This window comes from Dyella sedimenti, assembly GCF_022760995.1.
Lineage (GTDB): Bacteria > Pseudomonadota > Gammaproteobacteria > Xanthomonadales > Rhodanobacteraceae > Dyella > Dyella sedimenti.
On record NZ_JAKWJO010000008.1, the window covers coordinates 136,405 to 156,781 of the forward strand.

Here is a 20,377-nt window from a genome sequence, read left to right on the forward strand (position 1 = left end):
ACCAACCACCAAGGAAATTAATCATGTCCACTCCTGTCATTTCTGGCGATGGCATCTTTTCGCACATTTTTATCGGCGCTGCCGACCTTCAGAAGTCGGTCGCGTTCTACGACGCCGCTCTGGGTGCTCTTGGCATCAAGAACCTCGGTCCTTTCAACAACGGATGGGTACTTTTCGGTCGCGAAAAGCCGGCTTTCATCATCGCCCGTCCGGGCAATGGTGAAGCGCCCTCCAGCAACGGCGTGACGATCGGCTTTGCGGCCGCCACTCCCGCCGAAGTGGATGCCTTCCATGCTGCCGGCCTTGCCGCAGGCGGCACCGACGAGGGCCAGCCTGGCGCACGTGGTCACCTGCCGGGTGCCTATGCGGCCTACCTGCGTGATCCGGCGGGCAACAAGGTCTGCTCGTACACCTTCGTCTGAAAGCAAGGAAGCTGAGGGCGTTCTGAAAGGGCCAGCACAAGCCTCTATACGGCGAGCCTATTAGACGGACCGTGTAGAGCGGTGCCTGCTCATGAAGATCGGCCCGCAGCCATGTGCGAAACGCATGGCTGCGGGCATTTGCTTTGAAGCGTGTTTTTCAACCAATGAGAAATGAGGTCGTTATGCAAGAGCCGGCCAACATCAATGCGACGACCGTACAACCCGCCCCGACCGCCACCGTGTACGGCATGCCGGCCTATGCCGATCGTGCTGCGGCCGTGGGTGAAGTGCATGCGCGCCCGCATCTGTTGATTCAGGCCCCCCGCGGCATATTGCAGCTCGCTTTCATGACCGAAGGCGATCAGGCCAGGGATCAGATGGCGATGAGTGAGTTGTCTCATCGCTTCGGCGTTGCCGAGCCCGACCACGCTACGCCGCTTCACGGCATGACATGGGATGAGGGAGACCTGCACTGTGAAAAGCACACCGAGTTCTCAACGTATCTCTGGTGCGCTTCGCTGGATTCCGAGACGGGAGAGCCGTGCGGCGAAAATCCGTTCAAGCATGGATTTGTTCCTCCCGGCCCGGTCGTATCCGGCATCCGTTTGAGACTTCTTCCATGGACGCCGGAAACGGAGAAGGAGGCCGATCGCTTCGATCCTGCCAGCCTGTGCTACTCGCTGGTGGAGAACGGCTCTGCCGCCATCCTCACCGACTTCCGACAGGATGAGGATGGCCTGACGCAGATCCTCGTCCTTGCCCGCGATTTGACCCCGGCGCGGGCGGGTGCGCTGGCTCAACGTCTGCTGGAGATCGAGACCTACCGTACCTTGGCGTTGCTGTCCTTGCCGTTGACGCGGTCGATGACGTCGGAGCTGCGGCGCATGGAGTCGCGCCTTGCGGCGATCACCGACGAGATGTGTACGAGCTTGGTGGAACGGCGCGACAGCGACGTGCTGCTGTCCGAATTGACCGGCCTGGCTGCCGAACTGGAAGCTGGCGTTGCGGCGAATCTCTATCGCTTCGGCGCCAGTCGTGCCTACTACGAGATCGTCGAGGAAAGGCTGGCAGCGCTTTCGGAAGAGGCCGTATCCGGGTACTGCACCTGGGCGGATTTCCTGCAGCGTCGCATCGCTCCCGCCATGCGGACATGCCAATCCGTAAAGGAGCGCCAGACCAAGCTCTCCGACAAGCTGACCCGGGCCATCGCGTTGCTGCGTTCCTGGATCGACGTCGAGCTTGAACGCCAGAACCGCGATCTGCTTGCGTCGATGAACAACCGGGCCAAGATGCAATTGCGCCTTCAGCAAACCGTCGAAGGCCTGTCGGTCGCGGCAATTTCTTATTACGTCGTGAGTCTTCTCGGCTATTTGCTCAAGGGCATTCCGATGGTTCACGACAGCGTGGCGCCGGTGATGGCGGTTCTGGTGCCTGCGGTGATGCTGACGATCTGGTGGATCGTGCGCAGGATCAGACACGCCCACGGCGACACGGCAGCGGAAGAAAAATCTTCCTGACGAGCTGCCGTCCTGGCGCGCGAGAGCTGCGCCGTTCCTTTGAACATAGGAGAACTACATGGAACGCATCGAACATCACGCCAGCTTTGATGGTTGGCAGGACGTTTATCAGCATGAATCCACGACGCTCGGTTGCACGATGAAAGTCGGCGTCTATCTGCCTCCGCAGGCACAACACGGCAAGGTGCCGGTGCTGTACTGGCTTTCAGGCCTAACCTGCACCGAGCAGAACTTCATCACCAAGTCCGCCGTCCAGCGCTACGCCGCCGAGCATGGCATTGCCGTCGTCGCGCCCGATAGCAGCGCTCGCGGCGAAGGCGTTGCCGACGATCCCGCCTATGACCTCGGACAGGGGGCGGGTTTCTACGTCAATGCAACACAGGAACCCTGGGCTGCGAATCATCGGATGTATGACTACGTCGTGCAGGAACTACCGGCGCTGATCGAGGCCCACTTTCCCGTGACAGCGGAGCGGAGCATCAGTGGCCATTCCATGGGGGGGCACGGTGCTCTGGTCATCGCCCTGCGCAACCCGGGCCGTTATCGAAGCGTCTCGGCCTTCTCGCCCATCGTCGCCCCCACCCAGGTTCCCTGGGGACACAAGGCCTTCGAGGCGTACCTGGGCAGCGACCGGGAGGCGTGGAAGCAGTACGACACCGTGGAGCTGATTCGCACCGTGCAGGAGCGTTTGCCGTTGCTGGTGGACCAGGGTTTGGGCGACGAGTTCCTGGAGAGTCAGCTTCAGCCCGATCTGCTGCGCAAGGCCTGCGACGAGACGGGGCACCCGCTCACGTTGAATCTGCGCCCAGGCTACGACCACAGCTACTACTTCATTGCCAGTTTCATTGGCGAGCATATGGCACACCACGCATCGGCGCTGAAACGCTGAGAGAGAGGAGATCAGGTCATGACAAAGACCTCCAAAAACCGACATCACGTCGTCATTATCGGAGCGGGCTTCGGCGGGATCGAGGTTGCCAACCAGCTTGCTGGTGCCGAGGTCGATGTGACGATCATCGACCGGCGCAATCATCACCTGTTCCAGCCGCTGCTTTACCAGGTCGCAGGGGCATCTCTCTCGACATCCGAGATCGCCTGGCCTATTCGCTATCTATTCCGAAATCGCCCGGAAGTGAACACCTTGATGGCGGAAGTGGAAGGTATCGACCAGGACGCGCGTCAGGTCATTCTCAACAATGGCTCGCGCCAAACCTACGACACGCTCGTACTCGCGACAGGTGCTACCCATGCCTATTTCGGACACGACGAATGGGGGGCTTTCGCGCCGGGGTTGAAGACGCTGGAAGATGCCACGACCATTCGAGGCCGAATCCTCGCGGCTTTCGAGGAGGCCGAGCGCACGAGCGATCCTCAGCAGCGTGCCGCGCTGCAGACGTTCGTCATCATCGGTGGTGGTCCCACCGGGGTTGAATTGGCCGGGACCATCGCCGAGCTTGCACGAGACACGCTGGCGCGTGACTTCCGCTCGATCGACCCGAGCACGTCCCGGGTTGTACTGATCGAGGCGGGCCCGCGTCTGTTGTCCGTCTTTCCAGAGGATCTTTCGGCCTATACGCGCCAGGCACTCGAAAAGCTCGGGGTCGAGGTCGTGCTGGGTACGCCGGTCACCGAATGCTCGGCCGACGGCGTGGTGTATGGCGGCAAGCCTCTTTCGGCCAAGACCATCGTTTGGGCCGCCGGCGTCCAGGCGTCTCCCGCGGCTCGCTGGTTGGGTGCTGCGTCTGATCGTGCGGGTCGAGTGGTCGTTGGTCCCGACCTGACGGTGGCCGGTCGCCCGGAGGTCTTCGCCATCGGCGATACCGCCTCGTGCACCATGGCTGATGGGAAGCCCGTACCGGGCATCGCCCCCGCCGCCAAACAGCAAGGCAAGTACGTCGCCAACCTCATTGGACGGCGTTTGCAAGGCAAGCCCGCTGACGGGCCTTTCAAATACCGGCATCAGGGGAACCTGGCCACCATCGGCCGCAGCCTGGCCGTAATTGACATGGGGCGGGTTAAGCTGCGTGGAGCCTTTGCGTGGTGGATCTGGAAGCTCGCGCATATCTACTTTCTGATCGGTACGCGAAATCGTCTCAGCGTCGCGTTGAGCTGGGTATGGAACCATAGCATCGGCTACCGCGGCTCTCGCATCATCATGCATGCGATTAGCGACAAAGAGCCCACGGCGTTGGATAAATCCGGCTCTCTGGATTGAGGTGCCCACCTTATCGGAACGTCAACTATCAGAAATACCAGGGAGAGGAACTTGACCGATCTATTCACGACAAAGCCCAAGCCTCCCTTGGCCGAACTCCTGCGGCCCAAGACGCTGGATGAATTCGTCGGGCAACGGCACTTGCTCGGCCCCGGCAAGTCGCTTCGTCTCGCGTTCGAGGCGGGCAAGTTGCACTCGTTCATCCTCTGGGGGCCGCCAGGCGTGGGCAAGACCACACTGGGGCGCCTGGCCGCCAGTGCGACCGACAGCCGATTCATCGCCATCTCGGCCGTGCTTGCCGGGGTGAAGGACATCCGGCAAGCCATCGACGAGGCCCAGGCAGAACTGGACAACCATGGTCGATCGACGGTGCTTTTCGTCGATGAGATCCATCGCTTCAACAAGGCGCAGCAGGATGCCCTACTGCCCCATGTCGAGTCGGGGCTCCTGACCCTGGTGGGGGGGACGACCGAGCATCCGGGGCTGGCGGTCAATTCCGCTCTGCTCTCGCGCGCGCAGGTCTATACCCTCGAACCGCTGTCCGGCGACGAACTGAACCAGCTCTACGAACGCGCACTGCCGCATCTCCAGGGCGTCACGTTGGACGCGGACGCGCTGGATCTGCTCAAGGGCTTTGCCGATGGCGATGGCAGGCGCTTCCTCAATCTGCTTGAGCAGGTGACGAATGCTGCGTCGGGCGCGGGCAAGGCCGTGGTCGATGGCGAGTTTGCCAAACTGTCCACCAGCCCATCACTGCGCAGGTTCGACAAGGGCGGCGACGAGTTCTACTGGCAGCTCTCCGCCTTCCACAAGTCGCTGCGGGGCTCCGACCCCGACGCGGCCCTGTACTGGCTGGCCCGCATCCTCGACGGCAGCGGCGACGTCAGCCAGGTGACGCGCCGCATGATCGTGGTGGCCAGCGAAGACATCGGCAATGCCGACCCGCAGGCGCTGCAACTGGCGCTCAATGCCGCGCTGGCTTATGAGAGGCTGGGTTCCCCCGAAGGCGAAATACCGATTGCCCACGCGGCGACCTACCTTGCTGCCGCCCCCAAGTCGAACGCTGCCTATGCCGCCTGGAACAAGGCGAAGGCCTTCGTCAAGAACAGCGGCTCCCTGCCTGTGCCTCTCCATCTTCGCAATGCGCCGACGAAGCTGATGCAGCAGATGGGGTATCACGAAGGCTACCGCTATGCCCATGACGAGCCCAACGGCTATGCCGCTGGGCAAAGCTACTTTCCCGAGGGCGTGGCGCGGCCGGGCTGGTATCAGCCAACGGACAGAGGTGTTGAGCGCAGGCTGGGAGAAAGGCTTACTTGGCTGCGCTCGCTGGATGATGGGACGCTGCCAGAGGCGGACGCCTGACCGGTCGCCTCCGAAACCGGCTCATCGCGACTTCACGAACTACAGGAACAGGATAAGAACATGTCAGCCACTTCTTTCGGTGCATCCTCGGCGAATATCAGCCGGGGACGCGTTGCCCGCTATCTGCGCACGGAGTCTGGTGCTGCGGTGCTGCTGGTGATCGTCACGGTCGTGGCGCTGGCGTGGGCGAACTCGCCGCTATCCGATGCCTATTTCGCGTTGTGGCACCTGGACGTCGGGTTTGACTTCGGGCCGCTGGGCCTGCACATGGATCTGCATCACTGGGTCAACGACGGCCTGATGGTGGTCTTCTTCTTCCTGATCGGCCTGGAGGTGCGTCAGGAGTTCGCCCACGGATCGCTCAGGGACCGCAGCCGTGCCCGTCTCGCTCTGATCGCGGGTGTCGCAGGTGTCGTGCTTCCCGCGCTGGTGTATGTCCTGATCGTGGGGCTGGCCGGAAGTGAAGGCCTGCACGGGTGGGGGGCGGTGGTCGGCACCGATACGGCATTCATGCTGGGCACCCTGGCGATCGTCGGCCCGCGGCTATCCGGTCAGTTGCGCGTGTTCCTGCTCACCCTGACCGTGGTCGATGACTTCCTCGCCGTGTCCATCATCGGCATCGTCTATAGCGAGGAGATTCGGATCGTCCCGTTGTTGATCGCCCTCGCCAGTCTCGTTGCGTTGTGGTGGCTAGGGCGCACCCGCCAGTGGCGGGCAATGCCGTATGTGCTGATCGTGATCATGCTGTGGCTCGCAACCGTGTACTCCGGCATTCATGCCTCTCTCGCCGGGATGGCCGCGGGGCTGCTGATCCCTGCCTACGCGACGCAACGTCACAAGGTCGTCGCGGCAAAACAACTGTTCCGCGACTTCTGGCAGTCTCCGAGTGCCGCATCGGCCCGCGCGGTGGACTGCGGGCTGTCCCGGGGTATCTCGGTGAACGAGCGATTGCACGAGTTCCTGCGGCTGCCGACGGCGCTGCTGATCGTGCCGGTGTTCGCCTTGGCGAACGCCGGAGTGGACGTGCGTGGCGGGCTGCTCGCCGAGGCCTTCGGCTCGCCAGTCACGTGGGGCGTCATCGCAGGGCTCGTGCTCGGCAAGCTCCTGGGCATCGGGCTCATCACGCTCGTCGCCGTCCGTCTCGGCCTGGGCCGGCTGCCCGAGGGCGTCGGGGTGGGGAGCGTGTTCGGTGGTGCGGCACTGTCCGGGATCGGCTTCACCGTGTCGCTGCTGATCATCGGGCTCGCGTTCGGCACGACCTCCGACCTGGGCCGCCAGGCGACGGTCGGCGTGCTCGTGTCGATGGTGTTCGCCACGTTGCTCGGGTGGCTGATCTTCAAGGTCGCCGCCAAGCGGTGGGGTGAGAAGACCGCTGACCTGCCGATGGTGCTTGAGCCACCGGTCGATCCGGAGATCGATCACATCCGCGGGCCGGAGGACGCCCAGCTCACACTCGTCGAGTACGTGGACTTCGAGTGCGCGTACTGTGCGCACGCCACCGGTTCCTGGGACGATCTGCGCGCCCACTTCGGGGACGACCTGCGGTATGTGGTGCGCCATCTGCCGCACCACCCGCACGGGCCGATCGCCGCGCGGGCGTCCGAGGCAGCGGCGAACCAGGGGATGTTCTGGCCGTGGCTGGACTTCGTGTTCACCCGTCAGCATGCGCTGGAGCGCGAGCATCTGATCGGCTACGCCGCCGAGCTTGGGCTCGACGTCGAACGGTTCATCGCGGATCTCGACAGCACCGCGGTGATCGAGCGTGTCGAGCGCGACCTCGCCAGTGCGGTCGCCAGCGGTGCGCACGCCACGCCGACGTTCTTCGTCGAGGGTCGTCGTCTGCGCGGCAGCTACGACGCCCGCACTGTCACCGCAGCGCTCGAAGCCAGTCGCCGCGGCCCACGAACTCAGGAAGTCCCGTCCTGAGCGGGACGAACTACAGGATAAGAACATGCCAAACAATTCTTTCGGTGAATCCTCTTGTACCGCTGCGGCCAGCGGCCTCGTGCAGGTGCGCGGGGCGCGCGAGAACAACCTCAAAGAGGTGGACGTTTCCATCCCGCGTAACGCGCTCGTGGTGTTCTCGGGAGTCTCCGGCTCCGGGAAGTCCTCGCTGGCCTTCGGCACCATCTATGCCGAGGCTCAGCGACGTTACTTCGAGTCGGTGGCCCCCTATGCGCGGCGATTGATCGACCAGGCCGGCGTGCCCGACGTCGATGCGATCGACGGCCTCCCGCCGGCGGTGGCGCTGCAGCAGCAGCGTGGCTCCAGCAACGCGCGTTCCTCCGTGGGCAGTGTGACCACCCTGTCCAGCCTGGTGCGGATGATGTATTCGCGCGCCGGCGCCTACCCAGCCAACCAGCCGATGCTGTACGCCGAGGATTTTTCGCCTAACACGCCGCAGGGAGCGTGCCCGACCTGCCACGGCCTGGGCCATGTGTACGAGGTGACCGAGGCCATCATGGTGCCCGATCCCTCCCTGAGCATCCGCGAGCGGGCGATCGCCTCCTGGCCCCCCGCCTGGCAAGGCCAGAACCTGCGCGACATCCTGGTCAGCATGGGATATGACGTTGACCGGCCATGGAAGGATCTGCCGAAGAAGGACCGCAACTGGATTCTGTTCACCGAGGAAACACCGACGGTGCCGGTGTACGCCGGCTTCACGCCCGCCGAAACCCGCGCCGCGCTCAAGCGCAAGATGGAGCCGAGCTACATGGGCACCTTCACCGGTGCTCGCCGGTATGTGCTGCACACCTTTGCCAACACCCAGAGCGCGCTGATGAGAAAGCGCGTGTCCCGGTTCATGGAGGGCAAGCCGTGCCCCACCTGCCACGGCAAGCGGCTCAAGCCCGAGGCGTTGTCGGTCACCTTCGCCGGCGTGGACATCGGCGCGTTCATGCAGATGCCGCTGGACCAGTTGGCGGCCTTGCTCGAACCCATTGCCCAGGGTGATTTCCGCGCCCATGCAGCGGGGGCGGCTACGGACAAGGAAGCGACCCGGCGCGACCGTGCCCAACGCGCGGCCTCCGGTCGTGCCGTACACGCGGTATCGCCCGACGTGCGCCGCACCTCCGCGCTGTCGGAAGAAAAGCGCCTCGCCGCGCAGCGCCTGGCCGGTGGCGTGATGGCACGCCTGCGCCAACTGCGCGGGCTGGGCTTGGGCTACCTGACGCTGGACCGGGCCACGCCGACGCTTTCGGCTGGCGAGTTGCAACGCCTGCGGCTGGCTACGCAATTGAGTTCCCTGCTGTTCGGCGTCGTGTACGTGCTCGACGAGCCCTCGGCGGGGCTGCACCCCTCCGACAGCCAGGCCCTGTACGACGCACTCGATCGGCTGCGCGACGCCGGCAACTCGGTGTTCGTGGTGGAGCACGACCTGGAACTGATGCGCCGCGCGCAATGGCTAGTGGATGTCGGGCCGGATGCCGGGGAGCGTGGCGGCCGCGTGCTCTACAGTGGCGAGCCGGATGGCCTGCGCAAGATTGCCGAATCGCGCACCGCCCGTTACCTGTTCGACGAGATCCCCGCGCCGGGGAGCCGGGCACGCGAAGCGACCGGCTGGCTGGAGCTGCAGGGCGTCCACCGCCACAACCTGCATGGCGTGGACGCACGCATTCCGCTGGGCGTGCTGACGGCCGTCACCGGCATCTCCGGCTCGGGAAAGTCCAGCCTCGTCGCGCAGGCCCTGCCCGAGTTGGTGCTGCTGCACCTGGGCCACGAGCCCGAGGACGACGCGGCCGAAAGCGCCACCAGCGAAGGGCCGGCAGTGATCGAAGCGACTGGCGGTCATCTGGCGGGCGACGTGGACGCCATACAGCGCCTGGTGCAGGTGGACCAGAAGCCGATCGGGCGCACGCCCCGGTCCAACCTGGCCACCTACACCGGTCTGTTCGACCACGTGCGCAAGCTGTTCGCCGCCACGCCCGATGCGCGACGCCGCCGCTATGACGCCGGGCGCTTCTCGTTCAACGTGGCTAAGGGGCGATGCGAGACCTGCGAGGGCGAGGGCTTCGTCAGTGTGGAGCTGCTGTTCATGCCCAGCGTGTACGCGCCGTGCCCGACGTGCCATGGCGCACGCTACAACGAGGCCACGCTGAAGGTGCAATGGAACGGGCGCAACATCGCCGAGGTGCTGCAGATGACCGTGGACGAAGCCAGCGAATTCTTTGCGGGTGAAGACGCCGTGGCCCGCCCCCTGCAATTGCTGCGCGATATCGGATTGGGCTATCTGCGCCTGGGGCAACCGGCCACGGAACTTTCCGGTGGCGAGGCGCAGCGCATCAAGCTGGCGACCGAGCTTCAGCGCAGCCAGCGCGGCCGAAGCCTGTACGTACTCGACGAGCCGACCACCGGGCTGCATGCATCGGATGCCGACCGGCTGCTGGTGCAGTTGCAGCGCCTGGTCGATGCCGGCAATAGCGTGGTGATGATCGAGCACGACATGCGCGCGGTGGCTCAGGCCGATTGGGTGATCGACGTGGGGCCTGGTGCAGGCGCTGCCGGCGGCAGCATCGTGGTGGCGGGCTCCCCTCAGCAGGTGGCCCGAACGTCTGGCAGCCGAACCGCTCCGTTCCTTGCACAGGAGTTGGCGCGGGCCGAGTAACTCAGTTCGCCAAATGTTGCCAGCTTTCGCGGGGCATTGATCGTCGCCAAACGACGGTGGCGATCAATGCCCGAATCGCGTCATCCTTCCTGAGTCAGAGCAAGATAGGGATTGTTGGGCGGTATTTCGGGGAATGCCAAGCACCCATCTTCGAGGAGGTAGCCATGCAGTCGGCGGGACTTCCTCGGGCCCGTGACTTCACAGGTCCAAATGTTCAGGCCATTGGGGTGCTTGCGATGTAGCAGCAGCTTCTCGAAGCGCTTCTGCACCCACTGCCAATCCTGTTGATTCTCCTGCTTGGCGAGCGCGGCCACTTCGGGATGCTCTTGCGCATAGCGTTGGAACACACCCGGGCTGACCAGGTAGGCCGTGTCATTCACCGTATGCACGAGCGCCTTCGCGTCGTTGATGATGAGCCGTCGTGAGGTGATTCCCTGCTTCAGCCAAACCATGAACTGTTCCCCGGATGGCTTCGTTGCCGATGACTCAGGTGTAGGCGCGGGTGCAGGTGATGGAATGGACGTCGCGGCTGTTGCTGGCGCGGGAGGGTGGAGGAACTCTTCGGCATCCTGACCAACGTCGGCCGACTCACCGAGGCCCACCATCGCGAGCAAGTCCTCCATGACGTCGGGCACGGGCTGGGCCGCGGGCGGTGAAACGATGGTGGTGCTGTCGCCCTCCCAAATTGGAGGCTCTTGACCTCCCTGCGCTGGGTTCACCGAGACGGTTGGCGCGGGAGCCGACATGCTGGCGTCGTTTTCCGCGGGCGTCGCGTCGATCTCTACCGTGCCTGCGAAAGGTGCTGGTCGCTCGCCAGACTCCCAGATCAGCGCGGGAGCGAGACGCAACAGGGTGAACGAATGGGACCAGCCGGTCGTGCTGGTCACGGTCGCGCGCCAGACCGCTTTGCCGTCCGAGGTGGGCTGGAGCATGCCGTGGTCCTGCAACACGTTGAACACGGCGGTGTTGTTAGCAGGAATGCCATCGATCCCCTGAGACAGGAGGTGTGCGCGTAGCTTGTCGGAGACCGTCTTGCTCACCAGCCACAAACCATCCTCGGTGAGCCAGCCATCGGAGGCTTCCGGCTGGTTCAGCTTCAACTGTTCCTTGAGCAGGTAGCGCAACCCGTCCAGCAGCTTGCGTTGCAGTGCGTGCTTGGGCGCGGCCATGGCGCGCGCCGGATCGCCGCCCAGCTCCTGGGCCACCGACGCCCGGTCTGCTTGCACGACGAGTTCCCCTAGTACACCGGCATGTTCGTACTGACCGGCCAGCACATAGAGCAGCGGTGCCCAGAGAGCCGGATAGTCGCTGAGCCAGTCCAGGACGTGGCGGTCGAGCAGTTGGCGATAGAGCAAGCCTGTTGCGGCGCTGTGCAGGCGGTATTCGCGGTCGTCACGGTAGCGAAATCGGTACGCCTGGTGCAGCGGGCCATGCCACGGATGCCAAGTACTGCCGTCGGCCAGTTCGACGTGTAGATCGACGGCGATCTTGCCAATATCGTGGAGCAGCGCAGCATAGGCGACGGCGGCGGTCCAGGCTTCGGACTGCGCCGCCTGGTCTTCGGGACTGGCACCGATGGGCAGCAGATGGGACTGCCGCAGTTTCAGGCTGTAGGCCACGATCTCCAGGCCGTGATCGAGCATGCCGCCCGGATAGGCATGGTGATGCGCCTCGGAGGCCGGAAAGGCTTGGACCAGTTCGGCGTAGCGTTCCAGGGGCGTGCGGTACAGGGTGGCGAATTGCCGGCGTGAGAGCGACGTGCGCTGCCAGATGTGCTCCAGCAGCTTCTGCCGGCGTGGGGTGGCCAGCAGCGATGCGGCCGACTCAGGACGCAGCAGCCCTTTCGGGAGGTCGGTGACGGGTGGTGGCGTCGGTGCGGCAGCGACCGGGGGCCGTTTTCGCTGGAACAGGGAGAGCATGTGAGGTGTCCTAATGACGGGCCGACCGGGAGGCCTTTTGGCCTTTTCGAGGTAGGGCCTTTCCCCTTGCACCCCATTCCCTTGCCATTTCGACCCTTTGGCCTTTAACCGTTTCGGTATAGCGGGGCCTGGACCGCGGCTCCACCGTCAATGTGGAACCAGCTCGAATGCATTGGACGGCGACCAGGCGCCGGCCTCGGTCTATGCTGCGAAGGCGCTGCTTCCGCCGGGTAGGTTGCTCTCTAGGCGTCAAAGTTGACAAACGCGACAAAGGCGACTAGAGTGAAGCCTGTGCCTAACCTACTCGGGAGATGACCATGCCCACTGCCATTGAATTCATTGCCGACCGTCTGCCGCGCGTCACGGTGGAAGATGTACGCCGCTTCGCGGATACCGTCGAAATCCGGGATGCCACGGCTTTCGCGGCCGAGTTGCAGGCGTTCGTCCACGAGCGTGTGGAAGCGGTGACACTGCCCGCCAACTTGGAGGGGGAGACCGTTGGGCAGGCCCTTGCACGCAAGGCGGCCGCGCTGCGCGCCGACACGCGCTGGGCACCGAATGAAACCGACGTCCAGCGAGGCCGTGCCGTGCTGCTGGAAACCTTCAACCAGCCGCACAACCTGCCGCCCGCAGAGTTCGCCAAGCTGGCGGACAAGTCGCGCCAGCAGATCTACAAGGACATCCTCGCGCGTCGGCTGCTGGCGCTGAACGTGGGGCCGCGCGGTCAGAAGCTGCCCGACTGGCAGCTCGACCCGGTGAAGCAGCAGTTGACCCAAACCGTGCTTCAGGAGGTCGAGGGTATCGATCACTGGACGATCTACCGCGCACTGTCCGAACCGCTCGAAGGCTTGGGCGGTCGCTCGCCGGTGGACGCGGTGACGCATGGCACGATCGACGACGTGGCCGAGGCCGTGTTCAACGTGCTGGGCGTTCAGGTGCATTGAAGCGAGACTGCCATGAGCCACGAGCTGCCTTCGTTCCTGATCGATGCCGGTGAACTGCTCCAGCATGTGAGCCGCGTCGTCTATCGGGGCAGCCCGCTGTACTATGGCCGCAGCAGCACCAATCGCTACGACGACCCTGCCCAGGCCTACGGCGTGCTCTACCTGGGGCGCGACCTGCCCACGGCGCTGATGGAGTCGGTGTTTCACAAGCATCAGTGGCTTGATGACGCGAAGCGCTCGATCGCATTGAAAGAAGTCCAGAGCAGGATGGTGCGCGCCGTAGGGGTGATGGCCGACGTGCTTCTGGCCGATCTCACGGCACCAGGCGTCATGGCGGGCTACTTTGGCCTGAACCTGGAGCAGTTGGCCAGCCGTGGCTACACGCACACGCAGCAGGTGTCCGCTCATGTGCATGCGATGGTCGGCGACGACGGCCAACCTCTGTTTGACGGGGTACTCTATCCGTCGCGCAACAACTATCCCGCCAAGAGCATCGCCCTGTTCGAGCGTGCGGGAACGAAGGTCAGCGTCATCGAGGACATCGATCTGGTTGACCATGTGGACTGGCCGCGTTTCGTTGCCACCTACCGCATCGGCGTGGAACCCGACCCCGGGCCGATAGAACCGGATGACGAAGCGTCCTGAAGCAGCGGGAAGACACATTGGAAGCCCGAAACGGAATGAAGTGGAGCACACTGGAATAGGCATTCCTCAGTAGCAGGAGACGACCATGAACACCACAACCCGCACCAGCACCGCAGAACGTATCGGCCGCGCCTTTGGCCGTGGATGGCGTGCCTATGCGCGTGGCGAACGGCGGGTATCGAATTGGTTGGTGGCCAAAGGGGTGCCTTCGGTTGGTGCCACAGTGTTGCTGTGGGCGGTCAAGCTGGCTGTGCTGGGCGCGCTGCTCTACGCCGCCTTCTGGTTCGCACTCGTGTTGCTGGGAGTCGTGGTGGCGGGATGGGCGGCGGCTGCCAATACCGCGGAAGAAGACGAGTGGCCGTTCACCGACCTCACCGAACTGCGCAAGACACCCGGCTACGATCCCAATCTGTACAACGATACGTCGCACGAGTTGTACACCGACGACTGATCGGCACCGCGCTACTTCAGTTTACCTCCGGTAAGGGCCCCAGCGCCCTTACCGCCTGCTTGGCCGGCGCTCTTGCTGCCATCTGAAAGCCCCTGGATGACGTGCCCGGCCCGAATCCCAACCCAGGTAAGACTCGCAAGCCAAAAGCCCGGCAAGACCAGGAACATCGTGCCCATGACGAACATCAGGAGCAGGTCGCCAAAGGCATTGTTCAGCCCCACCAGTGGATCGAAGTTAGTGTGTGGCCGGTTCCATCCGAAGCCCCACCCATAGAGCGCATCGAGGATGGTGCTGTCGATCCAGCGTGCGAGTTGGAACCAGAAATCGGTGAAGAACAGCGCGAACTGCACGACGCTGACGGTGACGACCGTCTTCAGGTCATAGGTGCCCACGACTAGCACCAGCGGGATGCAGATGACCAGTGCCATCTTGAGCAAGGCAAGCACCATGGGCAGCGCCTGGCGCACCACGTCCATGGCGGGAAATGCGGCAAGTGCCCCGACCGCCATTCCTGCATCCCCCGTGGCCCGCGTCACGATGTTCGGCAGGGTCTTGTCGATCTGGCCGCCGTAGTCGGTATAGACCGAACCTTGGTTGAGCTTCTGCTGTCGCGGTGACGCGATGGTACGGACCACCGAATCGTCCACCTCGGTACGGCTCAGGAACCCGGCCCAGCCCGCCAAGCGATTCAACAGGCTGGGGTCCACCTGGCTCAGCAACCGTGCCCGCAGGCCGTTGCTGCCATCGGCCCACCACTGCCTGCAGGTCGGGTAACCGCCGCCACTGGCCACCTGCGCAAGCCCTGCGTCGCGGGTGTCGTCATAGGGCCATGACTCGCGCGCCGTGCCGGAACGGTAGCTGTCGTAGTAGCCGCCGGTGTCCGTGAAAAACCTCGAACCGATCCAGGTCACGTCGTTCATTTGAGCTTCGTCCAGCTCCGGCCGCGCCATGAACAATTTAGCGCGTGCAGGTCCGTAGCAGTCGTGTGTGAAATCGGCCACTTCCTGAGCCAGCACCGGGTCGTTGATGCGGGTAGCGTCGATCTCCATGCGCATTTGTCGCAGGTCTGTCCCGCACGGGATTGCCGCCACCGAGGCGCTGGTGACGGCGCGCGAGAGCGCGTGCATGAAGGCCCACCAGACCGGCACCTTGGCACTCTGGTTGTTGATGGTGCTGAAGGACTGGGACCAGCCGGTATCCGTGGGCTGCGGCACGCTGACCTGGCACTGGGCCGACCGCGAGCTGTCGTACTGAATGGTGTTGAGGTCCACGTCGATGAAGGGGATGCCGGCGAACATCACCACTACGATGGCGACGAACACCCGGTTCTCGATGCGTGCGGCCGAGAGCACGCCCTTGTTGCCTTCGTCGGCACCCTCCGCACGGGCCTTGAGCCATTCCTGCACGATGATCGCCACGAAGGGCAGTGCGAATACCCCGCTGGATACCAGTACCGCCCAGATGCCGTTGTTGACGATCCAGGACACCAGGGTCAGGTAGTACTCCAGGTAGTCGGTCGTGAAAAGCGTCATGGCTCGGACCTCCCGTCAACCCTGCATCAACAGGCTGGCTTCAAGCGCCACGATGGCAACGACGCCGGCGATCTCGCTGCGTACCAGGCGGCGCCGCGCTTGCGCGTCGTCCTCACGCGCAAGCAGCCGGCGACGCATCCAGACCCAGCCGTAGGCCGTCGCGCCATACAGGCACAGCCGCCAGACCAGGAAGTAGCCCGCTGCTGCCGCCAGCCAACGCTCCCAGCCCGCGACGCTTCCGACGAGGTAGATGCCAACGATGTTGGCGCTCACGGCGACGGCCGCGAGTACCACCGTCCACAGCAGCGCCTTCGCTGCGCGCCGGCTGAACAGCCAGCGCGGGCGTAGCCAGGTCGCACGCATCAGGCTCATGGCCGGCCTCCCGGATTGCCCTTCTGCAACTGATCGAGGCGGTCAGGCACTGGATCGCCTTCGTAGATGCCACGCGAGCCCGCCGCGCGCGTGCCGTGGCGCTGGATGATCGCCATAGGCGAGTTGTTCGCCAGCTCCCGGCGCAGCTCCAGCTCGGTCTTGAGGTTGCGAATCTCGCGATCGAGCGTGTCGCTCTCGTGGTTCACCGCCTCCACGGCGAGCTGGTTGGCCGCCACGTTGGGCTCCTTCTTGCCGGTCAGCAGCGTGCGTTGCAGCAGTAGCGCCTTCTCCAGCACCGACGCCAGCGCAACCTCGGACGCCAGGCGCTGCGACAGCAGGTGCTGGTCCGGCTCGTCGCGCAGTGCCTCGACCACGCCGCGCGTGATGGGCAGCGACGCGCTGCCGGCCTCCCGCAGGTTTTCGGGCGTCGTGTTCTTCGCCTTGGAGACCAGGTCCTGGAGCGCCTGCAGCTTGGCGTCGTACTCCTCCTGGATCAGGGGCGTCAGCCCGACGCCGGGCACCGTCTCCGTCTTGGTGCAGGCGTCGCAGGTGCGCTGCTCCTTCTCGCCGAGCACCCGTGTTGCCCACTCGATGGCCGCCTGCGGCGTGGTCCAGGTTTGGCACGACAGGCTCGTGCAACTGGCCGGAGCGATTGCCGACGTGTCGGTCACCCCGCGGCCATTGACCAGGTTGTAGCCCGCGCGGGTGACGTCACCGACCACCTTGATCGCGGGCTGACCGGAGCCGCCGGCGTTGCTTCCCCCGACCCAGGGCACGCCATCGTTGCCACGGCGCGTCTCGGCCTGCTCGATGGCCGAGACGGCATCCGTGCTCGACACTGCATCACGCAACGCCATGCCTTCGGCCATCTGGCTCCAGCCGAGTTGGCCGCCCGCCGTTTCGGCCATCTTTTCGGCCATGGCGCGGCACGTCAGCTTCGAGCGGTCGAAATCCAGCCGCGCTTGCAGAACGCCGTTGGTGAGCAGGTTGTAGAGGCCTGGATCTGCCCGCTGGATGATCAACGCCGGCAGGGACGCCACAGCACTCGTAGCACTCTGGATCACCGAGGACATGATCTGCTGAAAGCCATTGGTGACACCGTTGAGTTGATTCTTCAACGTGGTCTGGATGCTCATGTCGCCGCAGATCAGATTGCTGTTCCAGCCGACACCCACGCCGAGCGAGCGCATGCCGGCTGCGCGGCCCATCGAAACGGCGCTGCCGCCGCCGATGGAGTACATGACGTCATCGCCGATGACGTTGCCGCTGGTCTGGTAGCCCAGTTGGCCCCAGGCCACGCCGCTTGCCAGAACCAACGCGCCGGTAAGCGCCAAACAGATCCTCTTGCCACGAGCCGGTGGGGAGAACTGCATAGAGTCGGAACGCTTCATCGCGACACCTCAAAGGAAATCAACGCTGCCAAGGAACACCTGTCCACGGCGTTCGCAGCAGGCATACGGCCGCCACAGCGCCCAGGCGTAGTCGCCTTGCTGGGCCTGGGTCAGGAAGCCGGTGCGTGGGAAAACCGTGCAGGACGAGGACAGGACGGGCGTGAGTTCCTGCCACTTGCCAGTCGAGGCATCACCCTCCATCAGCGCGCCGGCGGGCCAGTAGCCATCGCGGGCATTGGCAAGCAACGGCTGGTACACGTGCAACTGCCCGCGGCGCGTGACGACATCGCCCGCACGCTGGGCCACCACGGCTCCCGATTTGTGGTCGTCGGTCTGGTGTAGGAAGCCGCCGCGGGGATACACGTTGCCCCAAAGGTTCATCGTGGTGCGTGCGCCGACCTCGCGCATGCCGGGAATCAATGCCTCCGGGTAGGCCATCTCGGGCACGTTGTAGCGCCAGGCAAGCGTGTCCAAGGTGCTGAGCAGATACGGCATGAATGCCGTTCCCGCGCCCTCGCAGAAGTAGCCCGAGGACGAAACAAACTGGTTGAACACCTCGACGCCGGGATGGCCGATCACGTCGGCGTTCTTGAATTTCGCGAGATTGTTTTCGTGATCCTCGTTCGTCGTTCCATCGCCGCCCGCTTGGGCGGACGGGTTGGCCGTACTCATCGCCCGGACTTCGACCCACGGGTTCTCGCCCGTGTTGCTGTAGCTGGAGACGACCGCATCGGGAATGTAGTGGTGCACCTTGACAGAGGTGCGCACCGTGCAGCCTCCCCAGGTGCAGTAGAGCCAGTAGCAGATACCCACCACCCGGTACTCCAAGCAATCGGGCGAGGCCACCGAGGCAACGATGGCGGTGGTGTTCAAGGCGTAGCTACCCGTGGCGCTGAGCAGCAGCAAGGAAGCCACGCCAGCCCGCATGCGGCGCATAAGGTCGAATGGCCGCTTCATGGCTGGGCCCTCCGACGCTGCTCAATGCGCGCGACGGCGCGGGCCACATCCGGCTCGCCATAGACCACGTAGCGCTGATCCACCACGACAGCCGGGATGCTGGTGATGCCCAGGCTCCATGCGTCGGTGACGCCTTGGTATGCGGAAGCGATGCGGCGCTGTAGGTCGGCGCCGCCTTGGTTCAGCCGACGCTTGACGGTGGCCGCCGCCTGTTCGGGGGCGGCGGGCAGTTCAGCAGAAAGCTCCGCTTCAATCCGGCGGGCTTCGTCCAGCTCGATCAGCCGCTCGCCGCCCATGGTCTTGACCGGGTGGTGGCTGTCGGTGACGACCAGTACGTCGGCGGCGAAGGTGACGGGGCTGAACACGGCCAGGGACGCCGGCAGCGCCACGACCAGGCCAAGGGTTCGCCAGCCCGGCGCGAACGTGGAAAAGGATGCCGGCATGTCGCGTGCCCCGAAAGTTGATCAGGGCCATAGTCAAACGCGAACCCGATGCCACCCCAACAAACAATGCGCATCGCGGGCTGCCCGCATACCTGCTTGTCCCGCGCCAATAAAAAAACGGAGGCCGAAGCCTCCGCGAGGATCAATGAAGCAATGCGACCGTTACAGCAGGCCTGACTCCGCAAAGGAGAACGGGGAACCTTGGCCTACGATGATGTGATCCAGTACCCGTACATCGATGAGCGCCAGCGCGGCCTGCAGTTGCTGGGTCAGCACGCGATCCGCGCTCGACGGCTCGGAGATGCCCGAGGGGTGCTGGTGCGCGAAGACCACCGCGGCGGCGTTCAACTCCAGCACACGCTGTACGACGACACGTGGATAAACAGAAGTCGAGTTGATCGTGCCCCTGAACAATGGCTCGTAGGCCAGCACTTGGTGCATGCTGTCCAGGAACACAGCGGCGAATATCTCGTTGGGTTCAGCGACCAGTTTCACGCGCAGATAGTCCCGCACGGCGGCCGGCCGGCTGAGGCACGGTCCAGCTTTGAAGATCCGTTTTTCCAGCAGCACGATGGCCTGCCGGATGATCCAGTCCTCGTGCTGGGCAGCTACGGCGGAAAGCGACTCCACACAGGAGTCATTGATGGCGAAAGACATGGCGAACCTCCAGACGGTGAGATCGGAGGGCGCGCGCCCCCGAGGGCAAGCCCTCCTGGGGATGAGAATGAAAAGGTGCATCCATCACCGCGATTGCGGTGACCGTTCGCGGCCAGGATGCAAGGCGAACGAGTCGCGGTCAGCGCAGAGGACTGCGCCGTAGCCTTGAAGACCGGGGCTACCTGGGCATGTCGCCGACGACGTCGGCAGGCATTTCGGATGTGGGTGTGTTGGTCGAACCGTCAGCCGCCAGCATGTCCATGGCTGACAGCAAGGCATCGCCCTCGATCGGCCCCTGCAGCAGGATGGCCTGGCCCGTCTGGCGATCGAGCAGGCGCAGTGATGGCGTGGCGGTTACGCCGCTCTTGGTGGCTTCCGCAGCCTGGGCGCGGATAGCCGCACTGGGTCTTTCGCTTGACATGCACTGCTCGATGGCTGGCGTCGATTCGGGGTAGCGCAAGCCATCCGGCAAGCCCTGGCCGTCGCTGCGCGTGTGGGCATAGACCCATTCGACCGCCTGCCAGAACGCGGCATGCCCGCCAGCTTCGGCTGCGCATTCGGCCAGACGTGCCTCGGCCGACGCAGCCGGCTCGTGCGCGGCCAGCGGCTGGTGGTGCCATTGCAGCGCCACGTCGGCGTTGGTGCCCACCCACCGCTTGAGCTGCGGGAAATACTCCCGGCAGAACGGGCACTCCAGGTCAGCATAGAGCGTCAGCGTGAAACGGCCTTTGGGGTTGCCCATTAGCCAGGGCGGCCCGGCCACCGGTGCCATGCTGACCGGCGTGGGCGGCTGCGGCGGGGATTCGCCGGGCGATCTCGACACAAGCCAGATCAGCAGCAGCGCGACCAGCACAGCAGCCAATGCCCAGGGCCAGCGGGGCCGCCCGTTGCGGCGGCGGAACGCCTGGACCTGCATCGGAATGGAAGGACGTTTCTGTTCCATG

General features: G+C 64.4%; 18 protein-coding genes. 10 read left to right on the forward strand and 8 right to left on the reverse strand.

Translation table 11 applies throughout. From position 1 onward, the window contains the following. The first annotated feature begins 23 nt into the window (after window positions 1-23). The 7 genes from MJ605_RS16110 (at window position 24) to MJ605_RS16140 (ending at window position 10,122) form a co-directional block, all read left to right on the forward strand. Entirely contained in the window at window positions 24-422 is a 399-nt protein-coding gene (locus MJ605_RS16110; RefSeq protein WP_017514589.1) for a VOC family protein, read from the forward strand. 182 nt (window positions 423-604) lie between these two features. Continuing rightward, window positions 605-1,939, forward strand: a complete 1,335-nt coding sequence (locus MJ605_RS16115) for a DUF3422 family protein (protein WP_023106334.1) — start codon at window positions 605-607, stop codon at window positions 1,937-1,939. A 58-nt stretch (window positions 1,940-1,997) separates the two neighbouring features. After that, window positions 1,998-2,828 carry an S-formylglutathione hydrolase gene (gene fghA / locus MJ605_RS16120; RefSeq protein WP_023464790.1) on the forward strand — a complete coding sequence of 277 codons (831 nt, stop codon included), beginning with the start codon at window positions 1,998-2,000 and terminating at the stop codon, window positions 2,826-2,828. A gap of 18 nt (window positions 2,829-2,846) precedes the next feature. After that, window positions 2,847-4,154: an NAD(P)/FAD-dependent oxidoreductase gene (locus tag MJ605_RS16125; RefSeq protein ID WP_023657207.1), complete on the forward strand. Its 1,308-nt coding sequence runs from the start codon at window positions 2,847-2,849 to the stop codon at window positions 4,152-4,154. A 51-nt stretch (window positions 4,155-4,205) separates the two neighbouring features. Further along, on the forward strand, window positions 4,206-5,519 hold the full coding sequence (locus MJ605_RS16130; protein ID WP_023657208.1) for a replication-associated recombination protein A: 1,314 nt from the start codon (window positions 4,206-4,208) through the stop codon (window positions 5,517-5,519). 60 nt (window positions 5,520-5,579) lie between these two features. Beyond that, window positions 5,580-7,445: a Na+/H+ antiporter NhaA gene (gene nhaA, locus MJ605_RS16135; protein ID WP_023657209.1), complete on the forward strand. Its 1,866-nt coding sequence runs from the start codon at window positions 5,580-5,582 to the stop codon at window positions 7,443-7,445. A gap of 25 nt (window positions 7,446-7,470) precedes the next feature. Next, window positions 7,471-10,122, forward strand: a complete 2,652-nt coding sequence (locus tag MJ605_RS16140; RefSeq protein ID WP_023657210.1) for an excinuclease ABC subunit UvrA — start codon at window positions 7,471-7,473, stop codon at window positions 10,120-10,122. 80 nt (window positions 10,123-10,202) lie between these two features. On the opposite strand, the gene mobH is transcribed toward MJ605_RS16140, so the two are convergent. Continuing rightward, window positions 10,203-12,041: a MobH family relaxase gene (gene mobH / locus MJ605_RS16145; protein ID WP_023657211.1), complete on the reverse strand. Its 1,839-nt coding sequence runs from the start codon at window positions 12,039-12,041 to the stop codon at window positions 10,203-10,205. Window positions 12,042-12,358: 317 nt separating this feature from the next. Between mobH and MJ605_RS16150 the strand changes: the two genes are divergently transcribed. The 3 genes from MJ605_RS16150 to MJ605_RS16160 all read left to right on the forward strand — a co-directional run bounded on the left by MJ605_RS16150 (window position 12,359) and on the right by MJ605_RS16160 (window position 14,081). After that, window positions 12,359-12,985 (forward strand): hypothetical protein, encoded by a 627-nt coding sequence (locus MJ605_RS16150; RefSeq protein ID WP_023657212.1) that lies wholly within the window; start codon window positions 12,359-12,361, stop codon window positions 12,983-12,985. 12 nt (window positions 12,986-12,997) lie between these two features. Beyond that, a complete protein-coding gene (locus MJ605_RS16155) occupies window positions 12,998-13,630 on the forward strand; it encodes an RES family NAD+ phosphorylase (RefSeq protein ID WP_023657213.1) in 633 nt (210 codons plus the stop codon). An 85-nt stretch (window positions 13,631-13,715) separates the two neighbouring features. After that, the gene (locus tag MJ605_RS16160; protein ID WP_023657214.1) at window positions 13,716-14,081 is read left to right on the forward strand and encodes a DUF3742 family protein; all 366 of its coding nucleotides are present in this window, start codon (window positions 13,716-13,718) and stop codon (window positions 14,079-14,081) included. A gap of 11 nt (window positions 14,082-14,092) precedes the next feature. Here the strand turns inward: MJ605_RS16160 and MJ605_RS16165 are convergent, their stop codons facing one another. The 7 genes from MJ605_RS16165 to MJ605_RS16195 form a co-directional block, all read right to left on the reverse strand. Continuing rightward, a complete protein-coding gene (locus MJ605_RS16165) occupies window positions 14,093-15,613 on the reverse strand; it encodes a conjugal transfer protein TraG N-terminal domain-containing protein (RefSeq protein WP_023657215.1) in 1,521 nt (506 codons plus the stop codon). A gap of 15 nt (window positions 15,614-15,628) precedes the next feature. After that, the gene (locus MJ605_RS16170) at window positions 15,629-15,976 is read right to left on the reverse strand and encodes a hypothetical protein (protein ID WP_086247884.1); all 348 of its coding nucleotides are present in this window, start codon (window positions 15,974-15,976) and stop codon (window positions 15,629-15,631) included. A 5-nt stretch (window positions 15,977-15,981) separates the two neighbouring features. Then, complete coding sequence (locus MJ605_RS16175) at window positions 15,982-17,376, reverse strand: integrating conjugative element protein (protein ID WP_023657216.1); 1,395 nt, start codon at window positions 17,374-17,376, stop codon at window positions 15,982-15,984. Between the two features lie 9 nt (window positions 17,377-17,385). After that, window positions 17,386-18,333 carry a TIGR03756 family integrating conjugative element protein gene (locus tag MJ605_RS16180; RefSeq protein WP_023657217.1) on the reverse strand — a complete coding sequence of 316 codons (948 nt, stop codon included), beginning with the start codon at window positions 18,331-18,333 and terminating at the stop codon, window positions 17,386-17,388. After that, window positions 18,330-18,776, reverse strand: a complete 447-nt coding sequence (locus tag MJ605_RS16185; protein WP_023657218.1) for a TIGR03757 family integrating conjugative element protein — start codon at window positions 18,774-18,776, stop codon at window positions 18,330-18,332. Before MJ605_RS16185 ends, MJ605_RS16180 begins: the two co-directional genes overlap by 4 nt. 162 nt (window positions 18,777-18,938) lie before the next feature. Next, complete coding sequence (gene radC / locus MJ605_RS16190) at window positions 18,939-19,433, reverse strand: RadC family protein (RefSeq protein ID WP_023657219.1); 495 nt, start codon at window positions 19,431-19,433, stop codon at window positions 18,939-18,941. Between the two features lie 178 nt (window positions 19,434-19,611). Then, a complete protein-coding gene (locus tag MJ605_RS16195) occupies window positions 19,612-20,376 on the reverse strand; it encodes a DsbA family protein (protein WP_023657220.1) in 765 nt (254 codons plus the stop codon). Between the last annotated feature and the right edge of the window lies 1 nt (window position 20,377).

Bases quoted from the DNA above. Each gene is read 5' to 3' on its own strand.
- MJ605_RS16110 (WP_017514589.1), top strand. From the start codon at position 24: ATGTCCACTCCTGTCATTTCTGGCGATGGCATCTTTTCGCACATTTTT.
- MJ605_RS16115 (WP_023106334.1), top strand. From the start codon at position 605: ATGCAAGAGCCGGCCAACATCAATGCGACGACCGTACAACCCGCCCCG.
- fghA (WP_023464790.1), top strand. From the start codon at position 1,998: ATGGAACGCATCGAACATCACGCCAGCTTTGATGGTTGGCAGGACGTT.
- MJ605_RS16125 (WP_023657207.1), top strand. From the start codon at position 2,847: ATGACAAAGACCTCCAAAAACCGACATCACGTCGTCATTATCGGAGCG.
- nhaA (WP_023657209.1), top strand. From the start codon at position 5,580: ATGTCAGCCACTTCTTTCGGTGCATCCTCGGCGAATATCAGCCGGGGA.
- MJ605_RS16140 (WP_023657210.1), top strand. From the start codon at position 7,471: ATGCCAAACAATTCTTTCGGTGAATCCTCTTGTACCGCTGCGGCCAGC.
- mobH (WP_023657211.1), bottom strand. From the start codon at position 12,041: ATGCTCTCCCTGTTCCAGCGAAAACGGCCCCCGGTCGCTGCCGCACCG.
- MJ605_RS16150 (WP_023657212.1), top strand. From the start codon at position 12,359: ATGCCCACTGCCATTGAATTCATTGCCGACCGTCTGCCGCGCGTCACG.
- MJ605_RS16155 (WP_023657213.1), top strand. From the start codon at position 12,998: ATGAGCCACGAGCTGCCTTCGTTCCTGATCGATGCCGGTGAACTGCTC.
- MJ605_RS16160 (WP_023657214.1), top strand. From the start codon at position 13,716: ATGAACACCACAACCCGCACCAGCACCGCAGAACGTATCGGCCGCGCC.
- MJ605_RS16165 (WP_023657215.1), bottom strand. From the start codon at position 15,613: ATGACGCTTTTCACGACCGACTACCTGGAGTACTACCTGACCCTGGTG.
- MJ605_RS16170 (WP_086247884.1), bottom strand. From the start codon at position 15,976: ATGCGTGCGACCTGGCTACGCCCGCGCTGGCTGTTCAGCCGGCGCGCA.
- MJ605_RS16175 (WP_023657216.1), bottom strand. From the start codon at position 17,376: ATGAAGCGTTCCGACTCTATGCAGTTCTCCCCACCGGCTCGTGGCAAG.
- MJ605_RS16180 (WP_023657217.1), bottom strand. From the start codon at position 18,333: ATGAAGCGGCCATTCGACCTTATGCGCCGCATGCGGGCTGGCGTGGCT.
- MJ605_RS16185 (WP_023657218.1), bottom strand. From the start codon at position 18,776: ATGCCGGCATCCTTTTCCACGTTCGCGCCGGGCTGGCGAACCCTTGGC.
- radC (WP_023657219.1), bottom strand. From the start codon at position 19,433: ATGTCTTTCGCCATCAATGACTCCTGTGTGGAGTCGCTTTCCGCCGTA.
- MJ605_RS16195 (WP_023657220.1), bottom strand. From the start codon at position 20,376: ATGGAACAGAAACGTCCTTCCATTCCGATGCAGGTCCAGGCGTTCCGC.